The sequence below is a fragment of the Aliivibrio logei genome, from assembly GCF_001691055.1.
GTDB lineage: Bacteria > Pseudomonadota > Gammaproteobacteria > Enterobacterales > Vibrionaceae > Aliivibrio > Aliivibrio salmonicida.
Genome location: NZ_MAJU01000009.1, coordinates 289,843 through 305,932, shown reverse-complemented (window position 1 = coordinate 305,932; position 16,090 = coordinate 289,843). Strand labels below are relative to the sequence as shown.

The window sequence follows — 16,090 nt, the reverse complement described above, 5'->3', positions numbered from 1 at the left end:
CAGATTATTTGCAACAACCCCACTAAAAACACTTCTATCTTCTACAACACTTTATGCAAATGCGTTTGATGGTCATCGAGTTGGTATTGGTTTTAACTCAACCAGTATTGAAGATGTCACCTTTGGGAGTGATTACTCAACTAGCTGTTTAACTCTTGGTTATGGCTATGACATTAACGATATCGTAGGGGTAAATCTTTCTCTTAATAAAGGAAGTGGTAACGATTCTATTTTTGACAGTGATACGACAACATTCAAACTAGATGCTGATATTGGTTACACATTCTATATGCAAAATGCATCAATTAAGCCTTATGGAGTCGTGGGATTTGCAACATTCAAAGAAGAGGTAAGCGTTGTCGGACATGATCTTGGTGATTGGAAGGATTCAACGCTGTTTTTTGGTGTAGGTACAAGAGCGGTATTTAACCAACATTTTTATACTGATTTACGTTTAGATTTTATGAACTTAAAAGATGGAGAACATGATGTTTTTGCTGATCAATTCTCTTTTACTGTCGGTTATAAATTTTAATTTAGTTCCTATTTCTAATTCCATTCGCGCGATTAGTGCTTTTTGAGAGCCCTAGATTATTCTGGGGCTTTTTTTATTGTGTATTAAAACGTCATATCTCTCGACAATGTGATCAAGATCTCTGTATAATCCGCGGCTAGATTTTCTCATTCATCATACTTTCGTCCTTCATCTTGTGGCCCTCTAATTTAGCCCAATAATGACTTGTCAGTAAACCCTAGGAATTACTTCGTTGATACAATCAAACAACATCACAATGCAATTTGGCGCAGAGCCTTTATTTGAAAATATTTCAGCTAAATTTGGCAACGGCAACCGTTACGGTTTGATCGGTGCGAATGGGTGCGGAAAATCAACGTTCATGAAGATTCTAAGTGGTGAATTAACTCCTAGTTCAGGCAACGTATCAATGACGCCAGGACAAAAATTAGGCGTGTTGAGCCAAGATCAATTTGCGTTTGAAAAATACAGTGTAATTGATGTTGTGATCATGGGTGACAAGAAATTATGGGAAATCAAACAAGAGCGTGAGCGCATCTATTCACTACCAGAAATGAGTGAAGAAGATGGCATGAAGGTTGCTGAACTTGAAAGTGAATTCGCAGAAATGGACGGTTACAGCGCAGAAAGCCGTGCTGGTGACATTCTATTACAAGCCGGTATTGATGAAGAACTTCATTATGGCTTAATGCAACAAGTTGCTCCAGGTTGGAAGCTGCGTGTGTTACTAGCACAAGCATTATTCGCAAACCCAGATATCTTGCTACTTGATGAACCAACCAACAACTTGGACATTAATACGATTAACTGGCTAGCTGGTGAGCTTAATCAACGTAAATGTACAATGATCATTATCTCGCATGATAGACACTTCCTAAACTCTGTATGTACTCATATGGCAGACATTGATTACGGCGAACTTCGTGTTTATCCAGGTAACTACGAATACTTCCTTGAAGCGTCTAGTTTGATCCGTGAGCAACTACTTTCTGGTAACGCGAAGAAAGCAGCAGAGATCAGTGAACTGCAAGATTTCGTAAACCGTTTTGGTGCGAACGCATCTAAAGCGAAGCAAGCAAGTTCTCGTGCAAAGAAAATGGACAAAATCTCGCTAGATGAAGTGAAATCATCAAGCCGTATGAGCCCATCAATTAACTTCGGTGAAGGCAAGAAATTGCACCGCCAAGCACTTGAATTGAAAGATTTAGGCCACGGTTTTGAAGAAGACGTATTATTTGAAGGCGGTAACTTACTGCTTGAAGCGGGTACTCGTCTGGCTATCATCGGCGAAAATGGTGTGGGTAAAACGACATTGTTACGTTGTTTAGTTAACGACCTTGAGCAAAATGAAGGTATCGTTAAATGGTCTGAAAATGCGACCTTTGGTTACTGCCCACAAGACAGTACGGCTGATTTTGATAACGATTTAAGCATCTTTGATTGGATTTCACAGTGGCGTACAGTGAAACACGATGACTTGATGGTTCGCGGTATTTTGGGTCGTCTACTATTTACAGCGGATGATACAAATAAACAAGCGAAAAACTGTTCTGGTGGTGAGAAAAACCGTCTATTGTTTGGCAAGTTAATGATGCTAGAAATCAACGTACTTGTTATGGACGAACCAACCAACCACATGGATATGGAAGCGATTGAAGCGCTAAACGAAGCATTAAAAGTGTACACAGGCACATTAATCTTTGTAAGCCATGACCGTGAGTTTGTTTCTTCTCTAGCGACTCAAATCATTGACGTTACAGGTAAGAAATTGGTTAACTTCCAAGGTACTTATAACGAGTACCTAGATCATAAAAACAGAATGCATGTAGCTTAATTTTAATTAACGTTACTTAGCAAAAAAAGCGCGAGACTGATGATATCAGCTCGCGCTTTTTTATTTTGAGTACTTTATTAAACGCTAAATCTACACTAGTAATTCAAACTCTTTTTTATCCAGTTTTCGCCTATTAAGAACGATAGATAACTGATGCATGTCTACGTAAAACTTGCGTGGGGTAATTTCAACATTAGCGATGTCAATGCTTCTGGCAGGGCGCTATCTAAATCTTCAGAGAAAAGATCCTTAAATAGCGTGCTTATTAATTAGCCTTACGTGAGAGTCATGTTCTTATCATTTTATATATAAACAACAGAAGTGGTATCATTGGCGACTAATTATATGACTTGGAAATATTTCGTGCCTTTAAGCTCTTCTAAAAACCCAGCCGCGCTTGCTAATACTGTTGTTGTTCTCGATTTCGAAACCACGGGTTTATCTCCAAACCAAGGCGATCGCGCCATAGAAATTGGTGCGGTGAAGCTAGAAAATGGCGTTATTGTTGATCGCTTTCAAAAATTGATGAATCCTGGTTTTAGAGTAAGCTCGTTCATTGCGAATTACACCGGCATTACCAATGCCATGCTGATGGGAGCGGATGATTGTGCCACGGTCATGCGCGAGTTTGCGGACTTCATTCAAGGGTGTAATTTAGTGGCTCATAATGCCTCGTTTGATCAGCGTTTTTTAGATGCAGAACTTGACGCGATTCAGCGAGATTATGATGGAACGTTCGCGTGTTCATTATTGGTATCAAGACGACTGACTCAAGAAGCACCATCGCATAAGTTGGGAGAGTTAGTGGCTTATCATCAAATCGATAATGATGGTGTGTTCCATAGAGCGTTAGCCGATGCTGAAGTGACGGCTTCATTATGGCAAGTGCTGTTAGATACTCTAGAAAGCGATTATGCGATTACAAACCCTGATTTCTCATTAATGCAAAAAATCGCCAAAACCCCAAAAGGGTCAATCGATCTATTTTTAAAGAAACAAGGCTAATTTTACGCTATTTTTTCTTAATTAACGCTTATGTTTTCTTTTGACATAGGCGTTTTTTATTTCCAACCTGAAAGCCAATTTTCTTGGTCTTTTAATTCTTTCCAATCCAGAGATTCTACTCGTTTTGTCATTACGGCTTCTATTAAACAATGTGTTACTTCATTGTCTTCAAATTCAATTTCAGTAATTAAAAAATGTTTTTCTTTTTTGATCGGATTAACGGCCGTCCATTTACTATTTAAAAGTTTTTTTGGATTAATTTGATTCATTATTATTCCTTAGAGAATGGTTTTTAATTGATCATGATGTGGTTTACAAAGCATAGATCAAATTGATTCAGTTATTGAGTAGAGGAGATTGTTTTTAAGCAAAAACTGCATTTCAATCTACAAAGTGCTATTATTGAACAAGTGTTCAAGTTTTTTGAGAGTAACTTATTATGGCAAAATCAGCCAAATTTAACAGAGATGATGTGATTGAAAAAGCCACCAATCTTTATTGGGAGAAAGGCTTTCACGCCACATCAATGCGTAATCTTCAAGACGTGATTGATATGCGCCCAGGCAGTATTTACGCGACATTTGGCAGTAAAGAAGGGCTATTCAAAGAAGTATTAAACAAATACACCGAAATGGGTGTTGCCCACATTGCTGAATGCAAAGCGAATACGACATCGCCTTTGTCTGCTTTAAAAGAGTTTGTCACGTTGAATATTATTGGCAATAAAGGGCCAGTACCCAGTCGTATGTGTATGCTGGCAAAAACGATTGCAGAATTAACGGAAGAAAACGCAGAATTGCTCGCTGAAGCAAAGAAAATGCTCGTTATCATGGAAGGTCAATTTATTACTTTGTTAGAAGAAGCACAGCAGAAAGGTGAGTTAAGCAAAGACAAAGATGTGACTCAATTAGCGCGTTTTGTTCAAGTACAAATTATGGGATTAAGAGCTTATGCTTGTGCAAGTAATGGCGATGCACCTTTAGAGAAAATGATTGATGATATGTTTGTGTCCTTCTAAAAGAGATCAACGTTACGTTTATTCAGCTTAATTTATCAATATCATGGAGTGATTAATGTTAAATGAAAAAACATTACTGACGATCGGCATGCTTTCAGAGCGAAGTGGTGTTGCCGATTCTGCATTGCGATTCTATGAAACTAAAAATCTCATTGCCTCTATCCGAACGGCAGGAAATCAGCGCCGTTTTCATCCGTCAATGTTAAGGCGCATTGCGCTTATTCAAGTGGCTCAGCTTGTTGGTTTTACGCTAGAAGAAATAACGAAAGAGTTAGCAGACCTACCCATGAAGGAAACGGCGACAAGACGTGATTGGGAAAAGGTCGCAAAGAAATGGCAAAAAGATCTCGATAAAAAAATTGAACAAATCCAGTCTCTTAAAGAAAACTTAACCGGATGTATTGGCTGTGGTTGTTTGAGTATGGATCGATGTCAGTTATTAAACCCTGATGATATTTTGCATGAAGAGGGCAATGGCGCTCAACGTTTGTTATTAAAATAAGCGTCTATTTTTGTGTTGGTATTTTTATCTATCAGGCCAAAGAGTAGATGATGGCAGTACCAGCGAGTCATTGGGGTTACTTGGCTTTTATAAAAGACAGCAAGTTATGGTATAACAAAAAGTTGAATGCCCTGTGTTGGCAAAGAAATCAATAGTAAGTTAGCCGTACTATTTGCTGTAAAAATCAGAATAATGAAAGAATATCAAGACCACAAAAGAGCAAGTTTACAGTCTTTCAAGCTAACGCTTGAAAGTCATGGGTATATATCTTTGTGCTCACTGGCAACTTGGAATAATAATTTTCCTAAAGAGAAAGACGCGTCATTGTCACTGAAGAGAACTCATTCTTTGTTAATTTCTGGCCCCAAAACTGACGAGTAATCTCTACTCGCTGAGTCCCATTTAATCATGGACTTAGTTTTGTTAAATTGTCGTGGGATATTGACGGTAAACTCAATATGTTAACACCGCCAAACAACGCGTTATCAGAAAATGCTAGAGTGACGGCAATGGATAAACATAAGTGAATAAGATGAATAATAAACACATCGGTGACTTGGTCTTAAGTACCGCACAGATCAATGCGGGCATTCGTATTGTTAGTGACAAATTAAATAAACAGTTTTCTGGTGAAGAAGTGGTGATTATTTCGATGGTTCCAGGGGGCATTATCTTTACTGCTGACATGATGAGAGAGCTTACGTTGGACATCAAGATGGATTATGTCTCTTGTCCGCATACGCCGGGTGACAGTAATAACAATTCAAGCATTGTGTATCATCAAAATATCCCAATCAAAGGCCAACACGTTATTTTAGTGGACGATGCTATTGAATCTGGTGGCACAATGAAGCGTGTAGCGAAATACATTGCTGAAGAGTTTGGTGTAAAGTCCCTTTCTATCGCCACATTGTTTGTGAAGCCGGGTCGTGTTGATATTCCTTATCCACAATATTTTGCGTATGAAATGGAAAATGACGACATGTTGATAGGGTATGGATTACCTTGGCAAGATAAACACCGTAATATTCCTTTTGTGTCTAAATTAGTGAAATAACAGCTTCAGCATAAAGAGTGAAGCTGTTTTATTTTACTCTCGTGATTCTAAGATAAAAAACGCGCAAGCAATGAATTAGGCAAGGTAGATTGTTCAATCCAAGATGAGGGAATTGCCTGATTCGAATCAGTAAAACACGCCCCTAAAATAGCACCGAGTGGGATCGCACGGCCACAGTTATCGCCACCACAATAAATATTCGTTTGAATGGCTTCTTCATAAGAGGTCGCGGTTAATAGAATATGCATAACAACAATAAAAGAGGCATCTAAGCCACAATGTAGCCCAACCTTTTCTGCAACCTGCAAAGAGGTGAGTTTTCTATCTTGTTCTGCTTTTTCTATCTCTTCTTTTATGAATGAGCAGCTCTGCTTTGCTTCTTCAATACATGCTTTAACGGTATGGCCGTTGATCGCCATTTTTATCATGATAGCGACTGCTTGTGCGTATTTCACCGCAATATCATTATTATTGGTAACACGAACCGCCGATTCAATATAGTCAGGCAGTGCATCCTCTTTATAGTGATAAGCAACTAATGCAGGCAGTTTAGAGATGGCTGGGTTTTGTGTATCATCGGCACCAAATATTGAAACCTCTTCTTGATGCATTGCTAATAACGCGATTTTGGTTGGTTTATCTATATACCCTTGCCATTGACCGCCAAAATCAAACCACGTACGAAAACTCGCGATATAACGGCTTTCTGAATACGGTTGAGTGTGGGATAACGACGCCAACATCGCAGTCAATTGTGCGCCATATTGAGAAGGAGAGCCAACCGCCTTTCCTTTGTGAGCAAAATAACCTTTACCTTCGTATTCGTCTTGATTAGGTGCATGAAACTCAGGCGTTGATGTGGTGTATTTTTTAATTAAGGTTTGATCGTATAACCAATGAAACCCCATCGACGCAGTATCAGCGACGAGTGCGCCAAGAATGGCATTGAACGCTCTTTGTTGTGACATGATGTGGCTCCGTTTACCAATAGAGTTTTAGATTAACACTGATTGCAGTAAATGATGATAAATCTATAGGTAGAGTATAGATAAGGGAGTTTCAATTTGTCAGGAACCTCGGTAAAGTAGCGCCTATCGTAATGGCATTGCCAAAAAAGTAAGTTTTGTTTATCAAGAGAATATAAATATGACCAACGAAGTAGATATGATCACTAATCTAGAAGATTTAGAAACGTTCTTAATTTCTGTAGAAAGTGGTGGTTTAGGGCTAACGAATGTTGCAGGTATTGCTATGGCAACCAATAATAAAGACGGTCGTCGCTTTGTTGCCGTATTGGATGATAAACACCAACTATTATTCTCTCGTTGGGTAACCGAAGACGTTTTTCAAACGGGACAAGATCTCGTTCGTAATGGCACAAATCGTACGACTCATTAATTATTCATCCTATTGCAACGATAGGGTATGAAAAAAGGCTAAGATACTTTCAATGAGAAAGATCTTAGCTTTTTTGTTTTTTAGCTTATTTATTCCCTTTCCGATTTAACCAATATTCTTTTGTGGTGTTTTCATGTCGAGATGGTTGATGTACTTACTTATAAAGTAAGGGGGGATAAAAAATACCAGAAGATAAAAGGATTCGTCGAAAAATATCGATGCGATCTTTTCTTCATGGTTTAAATAAGCAAATACAGCGACTATATCTAAGAGGATATAGAGCGCGGCTAAAACCGTTGAAATTACTAAAGCCAAACCAAGAATATCTCTTAGAAAAACTTTGGAGATGGTCATTTTTATTCCCTCAAAAACGTTAAATTAAGATCAACTTACGCCTAATCCGCCGATGTTTTTTTGAGCTGTATCAATTTTTTATTTCTGGATGTGAAAAGTAAGATTTACTATTTGATAATAAAGAAAAAATTAATAATTTAACGTGCTAGAAGAGCGAGTGAAATACCCCTGAATTTTTACGTTATTTTCATTATTAATCGTTAATTATTGTTATTTTTACGGGAGTAAGAGAGTAAAACAAAAGGATGTTAGTCGGACTATAATGGATGAATAAAAAAGGGCTAAGATACTTTCTCTGAGAAAGATCATAACCCCTTTTAGTGATAGAAAGACGATAAAAATAGGTTTATCGTCTGAGTTGATTATACATTAATGCTTATGATCAACGTTTGCACATTGTTCAGATTCGTAACGTCCCGCTAAGATCCTTGGCGTATTGTGAATTGAAAATGACACTGAACGTACTGCTTCATTACCTTCTTGTACGGTATAAACCGGATCACGTTTTGGGGTGCTGATTACCATTGAGTTCAGTACCTTACCATCACACACAACCGCTGCCGTTACCGGTTTTTCAGAGCGAGCCACGTTAACGTGGAACTTATTCATGTTGTCCGCATTACGACGGTTGTTTTTAAGGGCGTAGGTTAAAATATCCCCTTTGCTTGTGTTGATTTCTAACGCACACTCGCCAGCAATTAAGTTCGCTGAATCATCAGGATAAACATAACCATAAGACCCGTGTAAGGCTGGGAAGATATAGCTATCCAGTTTGTTTTGAGGATCATAATAACCAACCAACGTCGTTACAGGAACGCCAAATGAAGTAGGACGAATAACTTTGTTTTGCTCATATTGTCCATCTTGTACCCAAGTTTGACCATCTGAAACAAACACGAAACGGCTGCCGTAGTGAACGACTACCGTTTCGCCATTAATTTCTAGGTTAGAGGTGTAACCAGCATCTGAATTGAAAGTGAAAATCTTCCCTTTATTTGCTGTTGATGCCATAGGAACCGACATATTTCGTTCCCAATGACCGTTCCACGTTGAAAGTGTCACTTTATCGAAATCGGTCAGTAGCGTTGCAATATGAGTCGCATTTGCTTCCCATGGTGCCACAGAGGTTGTTTCAAGATCGTCAATCGTGTGAGTGTATTCAACCATGGCTTCTGTTTTTTCATCCCACTTTTTAAAACCGGTTGATGAGGTTTCATCAAATACGATTTTGCTTTCTAAGTTTTGTTGAATGAAATGCATTGAATACGGGGTATACATGGTAAAACGTTGCGCGCCATACATAGCCCAGCCGCCAGCCATTGAATCGGATCCAAAGCTGAACATGCCATTGAATGGTTCAACACATTGGCCGTCAAGACAGCTTTGAACGCCATTATTAGACGGTGAAAAGTTTGGAATAAACACATCACGTGAAGAATCCCAACCCCATGTTGAGTTGCTCATATTTGCAGGTTTATGGATAGACCCATTGAACCCACCAGGATAATGGCCTAAACCATAGTTATGACCCACTTCATGGCTAAGTTCGTTACCAATTGAGCTATCAAGCGTCACCATGCCTGCGCCACCAGAGCCACCGTGCATTTGCACGCCATTATTGTAATTGCCTCGGGTGTTATGAGCTGTTAGCTGAGCCGCTAAATAAGGGTTTTCTCCTTCGCCAACCCCCGCAGTTGAATGAATACCATAGTTCGCATTGTTTATACCGATAGAGATAAGTTCTTTGCCAATACGCTGACGCATGGTGCCTGAGTGCCAGCCACCATCACTTGGATCGTGATCGGTTAATAACGTACCATCAGGCAGCATCACTTCAGTAAAGTGTACTGACTCATATTCACTCACAATCATTTTACTGACTGGTGCGGTTTCAAAGTACTCACGTTGTGCTTCTTTGTCGGCTTGAAAATGGAAAGCATCACGAGGCTCAACAAGCATACCTACGTCAATGGTATGCATCAGTAATTCAGTTGGTGCGCCCACTTTTATCTGGCTTAATGTCCCTTTCTTACCTTGGTTTTCGAATGACAGGCTCAGACCAGGATTAAGCCATTCTTTTGGTAAGTCGGCTGACCAGAAACCATCGGCGTAACCGATGTCATTAAAAAGTAAATCGTCTTGTAATACCCATGTTCCTTTCACGTTTTTAAATACCGTTGTTGTACCATTTACAATGGTTTTAGAACGTTGTGGGTAATAACTTACATTTGAGTTGTAACCAGCGCTTGATGTAAATACAAACGTTTTACCATCAAGTTGTGGGTTATTTTGTTCAAGCGCAATGTCTCGGATCCAGTGGCCATTCCACGTGCTTAGTTTGACGACGTTATGGTCTGTAAGTGCGGCAGAAATGGCATCACTAGAGACTTCACGTACATTAAACGCCGCTTCAGGATCATAGCTAAAATCAATGTTTGTGTCGGTAATTTCAGCGATTGCCATTACGTTACGCGCTAATGTATCAGGACGGATCATCTCTAGGGTGCCGAGTGTTTTTCCGTTATGATCCATTGCTGTTAATGTGACTTCAGCGTACGAAGCAAAGGCTTCTGTTGGCTTAAACATGACTTTTGTTTTGCGCTGAGCAACCAAATGCATGCGTTTTTCTTGCTCATCGACTTTAGCCGGAACGATATGTGCTTGAGCAAATAATACGCCGCCAGAGATGTCACCAACTAACACATTTTCTAATTGATTGGTGTTAAAGAAGACCGCTGGTTTTTCAATAACAGGAGTACACTCTGAGGTATCGATCTCGGTCGACATCGTGTTTTCCCAAATGTAATTACCTTCGTTGTCTTTAGAGCCTCTTGCTGCAGCATAAAGACCAAATGTACATTTCTCAGCGATATCAAATGTCTCTGGGTAGATGTCAAATCCACCGTCGTACCAATATTTTTCCCATTGAGTAGGAAGGAAATCAAATACGGTTTCAAATTCCGAATCAAAATCCATTAAGCCAAATTTCACATTGCCGTCAAAATTAATTCTTAGCTTTTTACCTTTATATTCAAGATATTTTTGTTCGCCATCTTGGGTAACATTGCTCGGGTTGCTGGCAAGTACAGCCAGTTCAGTCATTTTATTTACAATCTGAACGCTCGCCTCATCTAGTGGGTGGGGGGTTGCGTAAACATTAGCAGCTAGCGTTGATCCGATGATCATGCCTAATAGTGTCTTTTTCATATGACTCTCTCTTTTTATTATTATCATTAAATAACCAGTGTCTTTGTAATCTATAGGTTTCATTCGCGAAACTTATAAGTCAAAGGTGGAATTAAGATATTTAATTTTTTTGAAAGTCAGATGTTTATTCCAAATTTTCGATGTATAAAAGAAAATTCATTAATAAATAGGCAGTAAAGTCGCTATTTTTGTCCTTTTATTCTGGCCGTGATGAAATCGACCGCGGCTTTGACTTTAGGGGTCGCATAAGCCAGTTTTTGATAAAGCATATACACACCAAGAATTTGGCTTTGTGTGATGCTTAATGGTTCATCAAAATGAAGCTCTACTAATTCGTTAACATCAAAGTAGGGTTGCAATACCCATCGTGGCATCATCAGGATCCCTTCGCCTTGTACTGCTTTTTCTGCCAACCATTTTCCATTATTTGTGATGAGTGAGCTTGGGGCCGATACGTTTTGCCATTCACCGTTTATTTCACTTAACCACGGTGTTGGACCATGAGGGGTTTTAAAATAAAGCCCTTTATGATTAGGCAGATCTTTTGTGCTTTTAGGCTGGCCATATTTGGCGAGATAAGACGGTGAAGCTGCAGGAACGAATTGATTATCCATAAGGTGTATAGCAACGACCCGTTCATCTGGCGCGAAGCCACCGCGAATCGCAATGTCTACATCATCTCTGTCTAGCTTAGAGAGTTGATCGTTTAATTCTACGTCCAATAAAATATCAGGGTAGCGTAATGAGAATTCATCCAATATCGGAGCAAGAATACGTTCACCAAAGCCCACCATTGAACTAATTTTAAGCGTGCCAGTAGGGAGGGTTTGATAATCTTTCACTGAGCGATCACACTGTTCAAGTTGCTGAATAAGATCCGTCACTTGAGTGTAATACTGTAAACCCACCTCGGTCAGAGATACGGTTCGTGTGGTTCGTTTGAGAAGTTGAGCCCCAAGTGATGCCTCAAGGTCGGCAATTCGGCGAGAGACAGAAGACGCTGGGACATCAAACTTTTTAGCCGCCGCGGAGAAGTTTCCTGCCTCCACGGTTGCGGTGAAATATTTTAGGGCGCGTAGTTGATCCATAATGTCATTGTTGCCTTTTTAACAATAGATGCTCCCATATTACCCTCTATATCTTAGGTAAAATAGAGGTAATACGGTGTTCACTTCCATAAACAATGATTAACAATAAAAATCATCTCAAAGCACAAGCCAGTTACAAATAAAAAGAATCTTGCGATTGATAAGGGGAAAGTCTGGTTTCGTGAAATGGAAGTGGTAGCATGATCCTGTATCTTATTTTAAGGAATTGAAAAATGGTTACTACGACGCCAACGCATTTTAAAGTGAAAGTGAACACTAACAAAGGAAGTTCTTACTGGACACTCAGTGGGTCTACGACCATTTTTGAAGACGCCGCGGTATTTACTATGGCGTCCATGTCTGATTTTTTTCGACAATCTCTCGCGCAAGATTTTATTGAATTATTGCCTGTTGAATAAAACACATCTGAAAATAAATAGGTCATATATACCGGCGTATAAGTGACCTAATTTTCTTCTTCTTCTTCTTCTTCTTCTTCCTATTTCTACTCTTGGCTATTTAGCATTTCCAGACATTGTTCAGGTTGAATTGGCGCGGGTGCTCTTTTTTTCTGTGGCACAGGGTTTAGTCGCCAACTCTGTGTTTCATGTCCGCAGCCATCTCCTTTTGGTGGCTCGGGTTGATTAATGCAGTTAGTGTCTTTGTCTGAACAAGACAGACGTACATGCATATGTGCACTGTGTCCCCACCAAGGACGAACCTTACGCAACCATTGAGTATCCCCATTCTCTTGCTCACACAGTTTTTCTTTGATGGCCGAATTCACAAAGATACGCGCCACTCTGTCATCCTGTGCGGCGGCTTTAATTAAACCAAAGTGCTCCGTTTTCCAGTATTTGTCTCGAATGCTTGATGTCGATTTATCGACAAGGCTAATTGAATAAGGTTGATTAAGCTCTTTCTCTGTTAAGGGCTTGGCCAATAAACGAAACCAAATATCAATATCAAGACCCGTTTGATGACTTGAATGACCATGAGCGAATCGACCGCCTTGTGGTAATGACATATCCGCAATTAATAGCTGCTTATTGAGTTCTTTTTCTGATATGAGGGAAAGATCTTGAATAAAACGAATGGTATCGGAATGCGCAAAATATCGCTTTCGTTCACTGCGAACGACTTGGTAACCAGAACCGCTTAAGGGTAAAGCGAGTGCACCTTCAAGGCACCCATTAGCATAGCTACCAATCGATTCGACCGCTGTCTGGCTAGGCGCTTGTATTGATTCCCAAGGGGTCGCATTTACTGAGAAGCTGCAATAACTAAAATAAAAAGCAATGAGGCAATAACGCATAAGTCATTTTCACCATGATAAATAAATGTGGATTATGAGCGAGATAATGGAATGTTATTTTGAGTGCGGCAATAAAGCCTCTCTAAACTTATAGTGATATTAGAACACAAAATCATTTGGAATTTGTATTGGACTCACCTCACAGTTATAAATCATTCATTCTCTTATTACCTACTTTTTATTAGAGGTGATAATCATATTTTACTAAATAAATCAAAGGTATATTGTGATGTATGATTCGCTATGTTACATACGTTAATAATGATTTGAAGAAAATTGCACGGAGTGCAACGGTCAATCATCACTGAGGATCAGATGTTTGATCTATTGAAATGTGTGAACATGGAAAGAATTAAATTATGAAAAAAATAAATAAAATAACAGCAGTAATATTGAGCGTGATGCTTAATGGTTATGTATATGCTTCTGATGAAAATCAGACCTCTAGCGTTGTTCCTTTTGCTTTAGGTGGATTATGCGAGGGCTTCAATATTTATCCAGACTGGACACGTGGTGATCATGCAACAAGTGGTGACATTATGGTTTATAACAGTATCGCTTATTCTGCGGTTTACTGGACACAAACGACACCAGGTAGTGATAGTTCATGGGCACTTCATCTAAATTGTGATGGCTCAGATCCAGGTACAGCTCCGGTTCTTTCGTTACCAAATCCGATGGATCCTATTCGTCTAGAAGTCACTGGTTGGCCAAATACATTTGTTGTTACTAGTCCATCGTCAACGGCACCGATGACGTTAACGATTGAAACAAGTAGCAGTACAGAGTTAGCTGATGTAAATAAACTAACTAATGCGTTTGTATCTATCATTGAAATGTCAGAACAAGCAGGTTCTTCATCAATTATTATCAGCAGTGATGTGCTTGATAAAGCGATACAAGATAAAGGCCAATTTATAGATAATATTGCGGTTAAGGAAGCGCTAACAAACGCGGTTGATATTACGGGTAGTAAAATCGACATAACTCAAGTAAATGCACTTAGCAATGACCTGAAGGGTTGGGCTCAAGCTCATAATCTCATCATATCAACGGTTGCGCCAGAAGCGAGTTTTGGATGGTCTTTAAGTATTGGTGATTTTGCTTACGATACGCATTCAGGCAGACAATCTGTGTGGAATGCAGCCTCTAACTACACCGCAGATTTACTTGATAAATTAGAGCTTTATAAAGTAACAACAGTAACTAAAGCTGATTTTGTTGTTTTCACTAAATCAAGCGCAACAACGGCATTGTCAAATGCTCAATGGCACAGTGCACTTGAGTATGTGAAACAAGTCACCGATTACATGAAGACTCCAGCTATGTTGGCAAATATTCCAACAGCGCAAGCCGCTACCTATTTCATGGGTGACCTCACTCATGATCAACAAATTCGTAAAGCGGCGTACAGTAATATTTTTGCTATTTTGTTTGACAAAGATAGCGCTGATTTAACGACTAAAATTGAACGTTACCAAGGTGCGAAAGTGCCTCTGTATTATGTTGGAGCAGAGTTAGAAAAAGGCTCATTAACACGTATTGAAGCATTGAACAGCGAGTTAACGAATGTTACCGATGTGATGAATAACGAAGTGTTCTTATATGAAACACCGCAATCCCAGTGGGTTCCATCGACCGTGTATAAATGGCCAGACTTCCTTGATGGTCTAAATGCAATGCACAATATCGGTGTTGCAGGCAATAAGTTCTGGCTACTGAGTGATGAAGTGGATGATGCTACCAACATCATTTATGCAAAAGTCGCGATCGCTGCTTTCTTAGCTCAAAGTATGCAAGAGACTATTCGCTACAATGCTTGTGACGAAAATAACTGGTCTGAAGTGAAATATGGTGCTCCAACAGACTATCCGATGTCTGCGAGTTGTGGTCAGCTTGGACAAAAATACGCAGATTACGGTGTTAATCCGGTTTCAGGTTTAGACTTTGCTTATTCTTGTCCTCGTGATAACAAGATGGAAGTCAGTGCTTTAACACACGCTAAATGGTACGGCGCTCCAGCTCCAGTTTTTGCTGCTCCTGATGCAGTATTAGAAGAGCGTGGCCTTCTTGTTAATGGTAGCGTTGGTCGTTGGACAAACAGTGGTCACTGTAACGTTGTGCCTGATAAAGTTGATACCTCTAAACAAGTATGGGAGCGTGACGAATGTAAAATTTACGTTGGTCAAAAAGCGGGTACTTTCCTATGGGACGGCAGTAGCCAAGAAAGTGTGGAGGGTTGTGGTTGGTGGGGCCGAGGTGTTATTCAAACCACTGGTCGTCAGAACTTCGGTACGTTGAACCATTATTTAGGACGTTCACACGTGGATCCTGAGACGATTGGCAAAACTATTGATGGCATAACGGTTGAAGCGCCACCGACAAACCCATTATATGCAGATCTTGATCTATGTTCGAATCCAGGGTTGATTTGTAGTTCTGAAGAGAATAAAGAAATTAAATGGATTGCAGGCTTGTTTTACTGGGTAACCTCAGTACAAGCTTATTCAGATGAGGGGGGGCAATACGCCGATTGGAACTACTACAATGAAATTAAAAAATATGTTGATAGTGGCTTGAAAGGGACTCAATTTATTGATGATGTTTCTGGTATTGTAAACCGTGGTTGTCCTGACGCGACTTGTTCGACTGGTGATGTTCATAATATTAAAGAACGCCAAGCTAACTTTAAGTTAGTGTTAGAAAAATTAGGTCTTAATCCACAATAAGCTATATTGAATGCAATCAGTCAGTCAGTAAAGATTGGTTGATAGTAA

14 protein-coding genes are annotated in these 16,090 nt (G+C 39.6%); 9 read left to right on the top strand and 5 right to left on the bottom strand.

Annotation, left to right across the window (positions count from 1 at the left end; all coding sequences use genetic code 11):
• The 3 genes from A6E04_RS10470 to A6E04_RS10460 form a co-directional block, all read left to right on the top strand.
• Positions 1-535: porin family protein (locus A6E04_RS10470; RefSeq protein ID WP_065611268.1), on the top strand; the 535-nt coding region annotated here is incomplete at its 5' end.
• A 232-nt stretch (positions 536-767) separates the two neighbouring features.
• Positions 768-2,369 (top strand): ABC-F family ATPase, encoded by a 1,602-nt coding sequence (locus A6E04_RS10465; protein ID WP_083198982.1) that lies wholly within the window; start codon positions 768-770, stop codon positions 2,367-2,369.
• A 345-nt stretch (positions 2,370-2,714) separates the two neighbouring features.
• Positions 2,715-3,374, top strand: a complete 660-nt coding sequence (locus A6E04_RS10460) for a 3'-5' exonuclease (RefSeq protein WP_065611266.1) — start codon at positions 2,715-2,717, stop codon at positions 3,372-3,374.
• A gap of 56 nt (positions 3,375-3,430) precedes the next feature.
• Here A6E04_RS10460 and A6E04_RS10455 read toward each other — a convergent pair whose 3' ends face one another.
• Positions 3,431-3,643 (bottom strand): TIGR02450 family Trp-rich protein, encoded by a 213-nt coding sequence (locus A6E04_RS10455; protein ID WP_065611264.1) that lies wholly within the window; start codon positions 3,641-3,643, stop codon positions 3,431-3,433.
• A 170-nt stretch (positions 3,644-3,813) separates the two neighbouring features.
• Between A6E04_RS10455 and A6E04_RS10450 the strand changes: the two genes are divergently transcribed.
• The 3 genes from A6E04_RS10450 (at position 3,814) to A6E04_RS10435 (ending at position 5,951) form a co-directional block, all read left to right on the top strand.
• Positions 3,814-4,392 (top strand): TetR/AcrR family transcriptional regulator, encoded by a 579-nt coding sequence (locus A6E04_RS10450; RefSeq protein ID WP_065611262.1) that lies wholly within the window; start codon positions 3,814-3,816, stop codon positions 4,390-4,392.
• 55 nt (positions 4,393-4,447) lie between these two features.
• Positions 4,448-4,894, top strand: a complete 447-nt coding sequence (gene soxR, locus A6E04_RS10445) for a redox-sensitive transcriptional activator SoxR (protein WP_012551608.1) — start codon at positions 4,448-4,450, stop codon at positions 4,892-4,894.
• A gap of 532 nt (positions 4,895-5,426) precedes the next feature.
• Entirely contained in the window at positions 5,427-5,951 is a 525-nt protein-coding gene (locus A6E04_RS10435) for a phosphoribosyltransferase (RefSeq protein ID WP_065611260.1), read from the top strand.
• 47 nt (positions 5,952-5,998) lie between these two features.
• Here A6E04_RS10435 and A6E04_RS10430 read toward each other — a convergent pair whose 3' ends face one another.
• Positions 5,999-6,919: an ADP-ribosylglycohydrolase family protein gene (locus tag A6E04_RS10430; protein WP_017021016.1), complete on the bottom strand. Its 921-nt coding sequence runs from the start codon at positions 6,917-6,919 to the stop codon at positions 5,999-6,001.
• A gap of 178 nt (positions 6,920-7,097) precedes the next feature.
• Between A6E04_RS10430 and A6E04_RS10425 the strand changes: the two genes are divergently transcribed.
• A complete protein-coding gene (locus A6E04_RS10425) occupies positions 7,098-7,349 on the top strand; it encodes a hypothetical protein (RefSeq protein WP_012551609.1) in 252 nt (83 codons plus the stop codon).
• 723 nt (positions 7,350-8,072) lie between these two features.
• Here the strand turns inward: A6E04_RS10425 and A6E04_RS10415 are convergent.
• Positions 8,073-10,910, bottom strand: a complete 2,838-nt coding sequence (locus tag A6E04_RS10415; protein ID WP_065611258.1) for a M66 family metalloprotease — start codon at positions 10,908-10,910, stop codon at positions 8,073-8,075.
• A 182-nt stretch (positions 10,911-11,092) separates the two neighbouring features.
• Positions 11,093-11,998 carry a LysR family transcriptional regulator gene (locus A6E04_RS10410; protein WP_065611256.1) on the bottom strand — a complete coding sequence of 302 codons (906 nt, stop codon included), beginning with the start codon at positions 11,996-11,998 and terminating at the stop codon, positions 11,093-11,095.
• A gap of 233 nt (positions 11,999-12,231) precedes the next feature.
• On the opposite strand from A6E04_RS10410, the gene A6E04_RS10405 reads away from it, so the two are divergent.
• Positions 12,232-12,417, top strand: coding sequence for a hypothetical protein (locus A6E04_RS10405; RefSeq protein WP_017021012.1), 186 nt, complete (start codon positions 12,232-12,234; stop codon positions 12,415-12,417).
• A gap of 86 nt (positions 12,418-12,503) precedes the next feature.
• On the opposite strand, the gene mepA is transcribed toward A6E04_RS10405, so the two are convergent.
• A complete protein-coding gene (mepA, locus tag A6E04_RS10400) occupies positions 12,504-13,313 on the bottom strand; it encodes a penicillin-insensitive murein endopeptidase (RefSeq protein WP_017021011.1) in 810 nt (269 codons plus the stop codon).
• Positions 13,314-13,672: 359 nt separating this feature from the next.
• On the opposite strand from mepA, the gene A6E04_RS10395 reads away from it, so the two are divergent.
• A complete protein-coding gene (locus A6E04_RS10395; RefSeq protein ID WP_065611254.1) occupies positions 13,673-16,042 on the top strand; it encodes a cellulose-binding domain-containing protein in 2,370 nt (789 codons plus the stop codon).
• The last annotated feature ends 48 nt before the right edge of the window (positions 16,043-16,090 follow it).